The organism is Dyadobacter arcticus (assembly GCF_011762185.1).
Lineage (GTDB): Bacteria > Bacteroidota > Bacteroidia > Cytophagales > Spirosomataceae > Dyadobacter > Dyadobacter arcticus.
Genome location: NZ_JAASQJ010000002.1, coordinates 1,319,538 through 1,328,140, shown reverse-complemented (window position 1 = coordinate 1,328,140; position 8,603 = coordinate 1,319,538). Strand labels below are relative to the sequence as shown.

At 44.7% G+C, this 8,603-nt stretch carries 7 protein-coding genes and 1 tRNA gene; 4 read left to right on the top strand and 4 right to left on the bottom strand.

What is annotated here, in order from left to right; all coding sequences use genetic code 11:
- Positions 1-50: 50 nt before the first annotated feature.
- Positions 51-124 (bottom strand) — tRNA-Ile (locus tag FHS68_RS13465).
- Between the two features lie 121 nt (positions 125-245).
- On the opposite strand from FHS68_RS13465, the gene FHS68_RS13460 reads away from it, so the two are divergent.
- The 4 genes from FHS68_RS13460 to lpxA all read left to right on the top strand — a co-directional run bounded on the left by FHS68_RS13460 (position 246) and on the right by lpxA (position 4,838).
- Positions 246-1,478, top strand: coding sequence for an HD domain-containing protein (locus tag FHS68_RS13460; RefSeq protein WP_167270811.1), 1,233 nt, complete (start codon positions 246-248; stop codon positions 1,476-1,478).
- A 70-nt stretch (positions 1,479-1,548) separates the two neighbouring features.
- On the top strand, positions 1,549-2,589 hold the full coding sequence (gene lpxD, locus FHS68_RS13455; RefSeq protein WP_167270809.1) for a UDP-3-O-(3-hydroxymyristoyl)glucosamine N-acyltransferase: 1,041 nt from the start codon (positions 1,549-1,551) through the stop codon (positions 2,587-2,589).
- 48 nt (positions 2,590-2,637) lie between these two features.
- Entirely contained in the window at positions 2,638-4,029 is a 1,392-nt protein-coding gene (locus FHS68_RS13450) for a bifunctional UDP-3-O-[3-hydroxymyristoyl] N-acetylglucosamine deacetylase/3-hydroxyacyl-ACP dehydratase (RefSeq protein ID WP_167270807.1), read from the top strand.
- Positions 4,026-4,838: an acyl-ACP--UDP-N-acetylglucosamine O-acyltransferase gene (lpxA, locus tag FHS68_RS13445; protein ID WP_167270805.1), complete on the top strand. Its 813-nt coding sequence runs from the start codon at positions 4,026-4,028 to the stop codon at positions 4,836-4,838. The genes FHS68_RS13450 and lpxA overlap by 4 nt, the downstream gene beginning before the upstream one ends.
- On the opposite strand, the gene FHS68_RS13440 is transcribed toward lpxA, so the two are convergent.
- Genes FHS68_RS13440 through FHS68_RS13430 form a run of 3 tightly spaced genes read right to left on the bottom strand, consistent with a single transcriptional unit; the run spans position 4,835 to position 8,603 of the window.
- Positions 4,835-5,632, bottom strand: a complete 798-nt coding sequence (locus FHS68_RS13440; RefSeq protein WP_167270802.1) for an MOSC domain-containing protein — start codon at positions 5,630-5,632, stop codon at positions 4,835-4,837. The two genes, lpxA and FHS68_RS13440, sit on opposite strands and share 4 nt — an antisense overlap.
- 14 nt (positions 5,633-5,646) lie before the next feature.
- Positions 5,647-6,975, bottom strand: coding sequence for an IPT/TIG domain-containing protein (locus FHS68_RS13435; protein WP_167270800.1), 1,329 nt, complete (start codon positions 6,973-6,975; stop codon positions 5,647-5,649).
- On the bottom strand, positions 6,972-8,603 hold the full coding sequence (locus FHS68_RS13430) for a T9SS type A sorting domain-containing protein (RefSeq protein WP_167270798.1): 1,632 nt from the start codon (positions 8,601-8,603) through the stop codon (positions 6,972-6,974). Before FHS68_RS13430 ends, FHS68_RS13435 begins: the two co-directional genes overlap by 4 nt.

The following is an 8,603-nucleotide window of genomic DNA, read 5'->3' as shown; positions in this document are numbered from 1 at the left end:
ACCAAAAGAAAAAGGACTTAGCTTTTGAAGCTAAGTCCTTGATTTCCAAGTGGGCCCACCTGGAATCGAACCAGGCACCTACTGATTATGAGTCAGTTGCTCTAACCGAATGAGCTATAGGCCCGACTCCAAACGTAGTTTGGAGTGCAAAATTAGTCAATCAGACGAAATCTCCAAACCATTGCAATAAGAATAACTTCTTTTGTCCGTTGCTAGTTTTATTACTTTTACCAAAAAAATGCGCTTTGAATAAAAGGAAAATAATCAACGATCCCGTCTACGGATTTATCTCGATATCTTCTGACTTACTTTATGATCTTGTTGATCACCCTTATTTCCAGCGTTTAAGGAGGATCAAGCAGCTTGGTTTGGCGGATGTTGTTTATCCAGGCGCACTGCATACCCGTTTCCATCACGCTTTGGGTGCCATGCATTTGATGGGATTGGCACTGAAAGTTTTACAGGAAAAAGGGCACCTCATCTGCGAAACCGAATTTGAAGCAGCCCAGGCAGCAATTCTTTTACACGACTTGGGCCACGGCCCGTTTTCACATGTGCTTGAAAGCGTGGTCATGCCAGGTGTCGAACATGAGGCGATCACCCTCGTGATGATGAAGGATCTCAACCGACAATTGAATGGACGGCTGGATATGGCCATCCAAATGTTCGAAGGCACTTATCCACGAAGATTCTTTCACCAGATGATTTCCAGCCAGCTTGATATGGACCGGATGGATTATCTAAACCGGGACAGTTTTTATACAGGGGTTATCGAAGGTTCAATTGGCGCGGATCGGCTTATCAAAATGCTGGATATAAGTAATGATCAATTGGTTGTGGAAGAAAAGGGACTGCTGAGTATTGAAAATTTCCTGCACGCGCGCAGGCTGATGTATTGGCAGGTGTACCTGCATAAGACCTTGCTTTGTGCCCAGGCTATGCTGACCCAAATCCTTCATCGTGCCAGAGAACTAACATTGAGTGGGCACGAACTATTTGCTACGCCCGCTTTTACCCTTTTTCTTCACACGAAATTCACGTTAACCGACTTTGATAATCAGCCGGACTTACTCCAATCTTTCAACGCTTTGGACGATAACGACGTATGGGCTTCTGTGAAGGGTTGGGCGTCGCACAGTGATCCGGTTCTTGCCAGTTTATGCACCATGCTGCTCGATAGGAACTTGTTTAAAATAGTGTTTTATAATAATCCTCCGGGCGAGGATATACTCAATCCATTCCGTGAACGCTTGATTGCTTCCGGGCTTACAGAGGAGCATTTGACATATTTCCTTGTGACAGGGGAGACAATTAACTGGGCTTATGCGAAAGAACAGGATCCTATCCGGGTCAAAATGAAGAATGGAAACCTGGTAGATATTGCTGATGCTTCCGACATTCCGACCATCGAGGCACTGACTAAGATTGTGCGCAAGTACTATGTATGTTGGGCTAAAAATGTATCTTTGCGTGGTTAGTCAGCACCTTATCAAGAAAGGAAGTTTAAAGAAATTACACAACATTCCCGAAATACATTAGCCAAAAAATATGAAATTTACTGTCAGCGAGATTGCTCAAATGCTTGATGGAACCATTGTTGGAGATGACAAAATAACAATTAATTCGGCTGCTAAAATTGAAGAAGGGCGACCGGGTTGTATATCTTTTTTGGCCAATAGTAAATACGAGCCCTTTATCTACTCAACACAATCTTCTGCGGTAATTGTTAGCAGGGATTTTGCTCCAAAAAAGGAAATATCTGCTACCCTCATCTACGTTGACAACGCCTACACTGCTTTCACTATCTTATTGGAGGAATACCAAAAACGCATGTCTAATAATAAATCTGGCATTGAGCAGCCCAGTTTTATAGGTGAAAATAGTCAGATCGGAGAGGATTGCTACCGCGGTGCCTTTTCTTATATAGGTAAAAACTGCCTGATCGGAGACGATGTAAAAGTATATCCGCACGTTTACATCGGCGACAATGTGACAATTGGCGATTATTCCATTATTCATCCCGGCGCCAGAATTTATGACAACACGGTCATAGGTAAGAATTGCTCCATTTTTGCAAATACTGTCATAGGAAGTGACGGATTTGGGTTTGCCCCTCAGTCTGACGGCACTTACAAAACCATCCCGCAGCTTGGTAATGTGATTATTGAAGACGATGTAAGCATTGGATCCAATTCCTCCATCGACTGCGCTACAATGGGCTCAACCATTATCCGGCAAGGTGTTAAAATTGACAATCTTGTACAAATAGCACATAATGTAGAGATTGGAAAAAATACCGTTATTGCGGCACAGTCGGGTATCTCAGGGTCAACTACCATTGGCGAGCAATGCATTATTGCGGGCCAGGTTGGAATTACAGGGCATATCACCGTTGCAAACAATACGAAGATCGGGGCACAAAGCGGATTGGGGAAATCCATTAAAAAAGAAGGCCTTTCCCTATCAGGCTCGCCGGCAAGAGACCTTAACGAACATTTGCGATCCATGGCCCTCACAAGAAGGCTTCCAGAAATGGAAGACAGGCTGAAAGATCTCGAAAGTAAGCAGGAAACCTCTGACTTTCAGTAATAAGACCGACAGCACCCAACGCGCCTTTACCTAGAAAAGGATTTTATAATGAACGAAAAACAACAAACCATTTCCAAGTCAGTATCCGTAACGGGAGTTGGTTTACATACAGGAGTAATTGCAACAATGACTTTTGTTCCTGCTGCGGCCAATCACGGATACAAATTTCAACGAATCGATTTACCAGGCCAACCTATCGTAGATGCTGATGTTGATAATGTAGTAGATCTTTCCCGCGGTACAACTATTGAACAGAACGGCGCCAGAGTGCACACAGTTGAACACACGCTGGCTGCCCTTGTAGGATTGCAGATTGACAATGTGCTGATCCAACTTGATGGTCCTGAACCCCCAATCATGGATGGCAGCTCTATCAATTTCGTGGATGCCCTTCTGGATGCAGGAATAGAAGAACAAAATGCCTATCGTAACTATTTCGAAGTTCCGGAATACGTACATTATATCAATAAAGAAAAGGATACCGAACTGGTAGCCCTTCCACTTTCCGATTACAGGATGACGGTAATGGTGGATTATAATTCCACCGTGATTAGCAGCCAGCATGCTTCCCTTAATGATATAACCTTATTTAAAGACGATATCGCGCGCTGCCGGACATTCGTTTTCCTCCACGAGCTGGAAGCATTATACGGACAAAACCTCATCAAAGGTGGAGACCTTACCAATGCCATTGTGATTGTGGACAGAGAAGTTCAGGATGGAGAACTGGATCATCTTTCCCAGCTTTTGAATAAACCGAAAGTAAGTGTCAACAAATCTAAAGGGATATTGAATAATGTAGATCTGCATTATCCCAATGAGATGGCAAGGCACAAATTGCTGGACCTTGTTGGTGACCTCGCCCTGATCGGACGTCCCATCAAAGCACAAATCCTTGCAGCAAGGCCCGGACACGCCGCAAATGTGGCTTTGGCTAAGAAAATCAAAAAGCTGATCAAGTCAGGAAAAGGCGATATCCCACAATACGATCCCAATAAAGCACCAGTTTTTGATATTAATCAGATTGGTCAATTGCTTGCGCACCGTTATCCTTTCCAGATGATTGATAAGATCATTGCATTGGACGAAAACAGTGTGGTAGGAGTGAAAAACGTAACCATTAACGAGCAGTTTTTCCTTGGGCATTTTCCTGGTAACCCTGTTATGCCGGGCGTTTTGCAACTGGAAGCGATGGCACAAACAGGCGGTATCCTGGTATTGACCAGCGTTCCTGATCCCGATAATTACTGGCCATATCTGATTGGTATCGATGCCTGCCGTTTCAGGAGGAATGTTTTCCCAGGGGACACGGTGATTTTTAAATGTGAATTTACATCTCCAATGAAAAGAGGAATTGTAAAAATGAGCGGCCGGGGGTATGTTGCCGGTCAACTCGTGTGTGAAGCGGATATGATAGCAAGCCTCGTAAAGAAAAAATGACTCAATCGTTAGCTTACGTTCATTCAAGCGCTAAGATCGCTCCGAATGTAGAAATTGAACCATTCGCAATGATACATTCCGATGTTGAAATTGGCGAGGGTACCTGGATAGGATCGCATGCAGTGATTAATTCCGGCGCAAGGATCGGAAAAAACTGTCGGATTTTTCCAGGCGCAGTCATTTCGTCCACCCCACAGGATTTAAAATACAATAATGAGTATACGCTAACCATCATTGGCGATAATACCACGATCAGGGAGTATGCGACGATCAGCAGAGGCACGGAAGAGCATTGGAAAACTGTCATCGGTTCGGATTGTCTGATAATGGCCTATGCCCACGTAGCGCACGATTGTCGCGTAGGAAACAGCTGCATCATCGGGAATAACGTGCAAATGGCCGGTCATGTCCATGTGGGCGATTGGGCTATTATCAGTGCATTGAGTGCGGTACACCAATTTGTCAAGATCGGGCCTCACGCGTTTGTTTCCGGGGCAACATTGATCCGGAAAGACGTTCCTCCTTTTACCAAAGCTGCCCGCGAACCGATTTCCTATGTCGGGATCAATTCGGTAGGTTTAAGGCGCAGGGGTTACAGCAATGAGAAAATTGTAGAAATTCAGAATATTTACCGTTATATCTATATGCGCGGGCTTAATAACGCTGAGGCATTACAGAAAATAGAATTGGAATTGCCACCTTCCAATGAAAGAGATGAGGTAATCAACTTTATCCGCAATTCGGAAAGAGGAATCATGAAAAGCCCATTCCAAACCAGCGGAACCACGGAATCAGAGGCGCAGACTTAATCCAAAACTTTAAGCAAATCACCTTCTTTCACTACCCCGAAATCCCTTGCAACAACGTTTTGGCCGAAGAGTATTTTGTTATTTACCTTCCGGAAGGTTGCTAGGGTTTTTAGTGGTTCCACACCCTTTTCAGCAGTTTCAGGATTAATTGTTGTCAAAACGCAGCGGGCGCAGGGTTTTAGGATTTCAAAGTGCAAGTCCCCGATAGTGATTTTTTTCCATTGATCTTCTTCAAAAGGCATTGTGCCCGTGATCACAAAATTCGGGCGAAAACGGGTCATGGTAATGGGTTCTGCCAGGCGGGAATTCAGGTTGTCCAATGATGCCTGGGAAATAATCAGATAAGGATATCCGTCTGCGAAACTCACGAATTCATCATTCTTGGCGTATTTTGTATCCACCAAACGGATGGATGTTTGCGGCATCATCACCAGGCGCAAGTCCTGGCCGAGTTCCCTGCTTAACCATCGATCCACCTCATCGCTGACCGTAACTGCCTCAACTGCATCGTTCCAAATGGTGACCATAACTGGTTTTGTTGTGATGGGCTCAAATGGCACCAGAACTTCGTTTCCTGGTTCCAGGCGGTTTGAGATTTTCAGACTATCTTCCAGCAAAGCCACATCGATCAATGCCATTTTAGTGAAAAATCGCTGGGTCACGAACCGATCGTTTTCGTCTATAATCAACCACCGGCGGTCGTATTGCAAACCTTTTTCCTCGGTTAAAGCTTCGTTAAGCCTAATCCCGCCAAGCGACTTTATAGGATATATCCAAATTTCTGAAAGTAGCATAGAGCGCTATTTTATCACTCAATAATTAGTTTTCTAACGCGATTGTTAAAAGAATCAGTCACAAACAGATGGCCGTCATTGTCAAAAGTGCTGCCTTGCGGATGGTAGAATTTGGCTTCCGGGCCGGTTCCTTCGGCGTAACCAAAGGTTCCTGGCTGACCGGCTAGTGTGGTTACCATTCCGTCGGGATAAATCAGTCTGATGCAATGATTGTATAAATCTGTGACATATAAATTCCCCACCTTATCAATCTGAACATTGCTGGGCTGATTAAACATTGCGTCTTTTGAAGTACCATCTTTAAAGCCGTTTTGTTCCGGTTTACCCGCAAATGTGCTCACAATGCCATTGGCACTTATTTTACGGATGCAGTGATTATGTTTATCTGCAATGTAAATGTTCCCGGCTTCATCAAATGTCATGTGAGCGGGAAAATAGAATTTTGCTTCCCGCAGTTTTCCATCGGCATACCCAGGCGTACTCCCCGCGAAAGTGGTAACCTGGCCGTCTGAAGATATTTTCCGGATGACCGCGTTTTCCGTATCACAGATCCATAGGATACCACCTTTATCCAATAATACGCCGTAAGGCCTTTTAAATCTTGCGGTTTTTAAATCTCCATCCAAAAGACCTTCCCGGTCAGGGTCACCTGTTAATGTGGTCAATGTGCCATCCGTCGCTAATTTTCGTATTGCATTGTTCTGATGATCAGCTACATATATGGTTCCATCAGCAGCCAATTCAATTCCGATCGGGAATTTCATAAGTGCCTGGTCGCCTTTTCCATCTTTGAAACCGGCGTGTGGCGCGCCGACAATGGTTGATGCAGTACCGTTCTGTTCTATCTTCCTGACCATGCAATTGCCCTGGTCGGTGAGGTAAAAGGTTTGTTTTCCGTCAAAAACGATTTTATATGGGCCTTCAAATTTTACAGAATCTGCTGGGCCATCTGCGTATCCCTTTCTACCCCCTGTGAAGCTGCTGGTCGTTGCTTTGTAGATGTATCTGAATTTTTCCGATGAAGTAAAATCCTTTCCCTTTACCGATAATGTCAATGCACCTAATCCGCATTTGTCCGGAACCACGGCGGTAATCTCCGTATCCTTTACAGATTTTATAGTTGCAGGCAGACCGTTTATTTTTAAAGAGATATCATTAGAAGAAGTGCCAAAGTTCTTTCCTTGAATAGTAATTAATGTTCCTTTTCCACCCGTCAGCGGTGCAAACCCCGTTAATTCGGTTAGAGGATCAGGGTCAGGAATGTTAATAGGATCGGGTTTGTCGCTGCACGAAAGACACGCCAAAAGAATTAGAAAGGTCAGTGAAATGACAAATGGCCTCATGGATTGACAAGAAATTTGGTGGTCATCAGTTGCGACTGCGATTCTATTTTAAGCATGTAAATACCCCCACCGAGGGAAGAAACATCCAGCTCCGTTTTACCATTTACAGCCTTTTTAGTTTCTTTGATCAATTGTCTTCCCAAGATATCCGTCACGGATATTTCAACGGATTCCTGATTTACTGGGCCTTCAATCACCATTCTGCCCTGGCTAGGATTGGGATAAGCTTTGAATTGACCTTTTGTTGCTGGCGAAACAGCTGTGACTACCTCTTTCGGAAATGTTAGCTCCCAGATCTGACCTTGTCCTTCCAATACATATAATTTGTTGCCGACAATATGCGCATCCGTGGGATCCTTGAAATTCGTAACAAGGCTATGCGCATTAAGCGTGTAATCGTCGCCCGCCGCATTCTTTTTCAAGTCCAGCATCACCAAATCTTGTCCTGGATCCTGCATAGGTCCATAAGATTCGGAGCCAGCCTGAAAATTTACGACAAAACCTTTACCTGTATACTCCCCGCCAAACCCTGATTTGGTATCGAACACCAGGCCTAATGGTGAACGATGGCCGGTAAATGTGCTGATGGTTTTTCCATTATCGCTGGCATCCATCACTTTGCCTGTGGCCGAGTCCCGGTATTTATCCGCATCCGGCCCGGCGTTTTGGATGGGTTTGCGGAATGTTAGGTTTTTTGGTTTTTGAGGAAAATTTTTGTCATCATGAAAAGCACCGATCTGGTAGGCAGAGTAGGCATGATTGATAAGCTTGTCTTCTTCCGCCTTATATCCCGTAAACTGCATAGGCGTATCATTTCCGCCCATTTCCCACGGAAAACCATAATGTGCACCCTGCCTAATCCAGTTCATCTCCTCGGGATCATCACGGTCTCCCGAATTCTCAACACTAAACAAATCACCGTTTGCCGCAAATGCAAGGCTGAAAGCATTCCTCACGCCCCTGACATACACGTAAGGTGCCAGCGCAGCAGAATCGTCGGGTAGCAAAAGTTTCTCAGTAGTCGCAGGGATTTTGAAAATAGTGCTCGTCAATGCGATCTCTCGCAAATTCGGGTAAAGGCCTTCATTATCCTTCACTTCGCCATGATCCGTCCGGGAACCGCTTGCAATAAACATATCCTTGCCATCCGGAGAAAAACAAATGGCACTGAATGCATGATCGAAAAGGGTTTTCGAAGAGGCGTGCTCAGCCGTTTTGAAAACTTCCGTCCAAATCATTTTGCCCGAAGTTATTTTGGCTTTCACAGCCTTGCCATAACCCGACACACCTTGCTGGATCACCACATTGCCGACCAGATAAATCGTGCCTTCATGCAATGCCAATCCTTGTAAATAGTTGATTTGGTGGTCGTCTGCGGAGGCTAATCTTTGAAGCGTATAACTGCCGGATGCTTCCGGAATCAAATGGAACAATTCGCCATTCCAGGCTATGGTATAAAAAGATTTGTCCGAGGCATCGTAAATGATCCTGGTCTGCGTATCGGTAAAGTCAATTTTAAAAAAAGGGCGTATGGTAATGTCGTTCCTCAGGCTTTTTGGAGTCTGTCCCGCAGCCAACTCTGCATTGGTCAGGCAAAGAAAGAACAAACAAAAGGAAAGTTGTCTCAT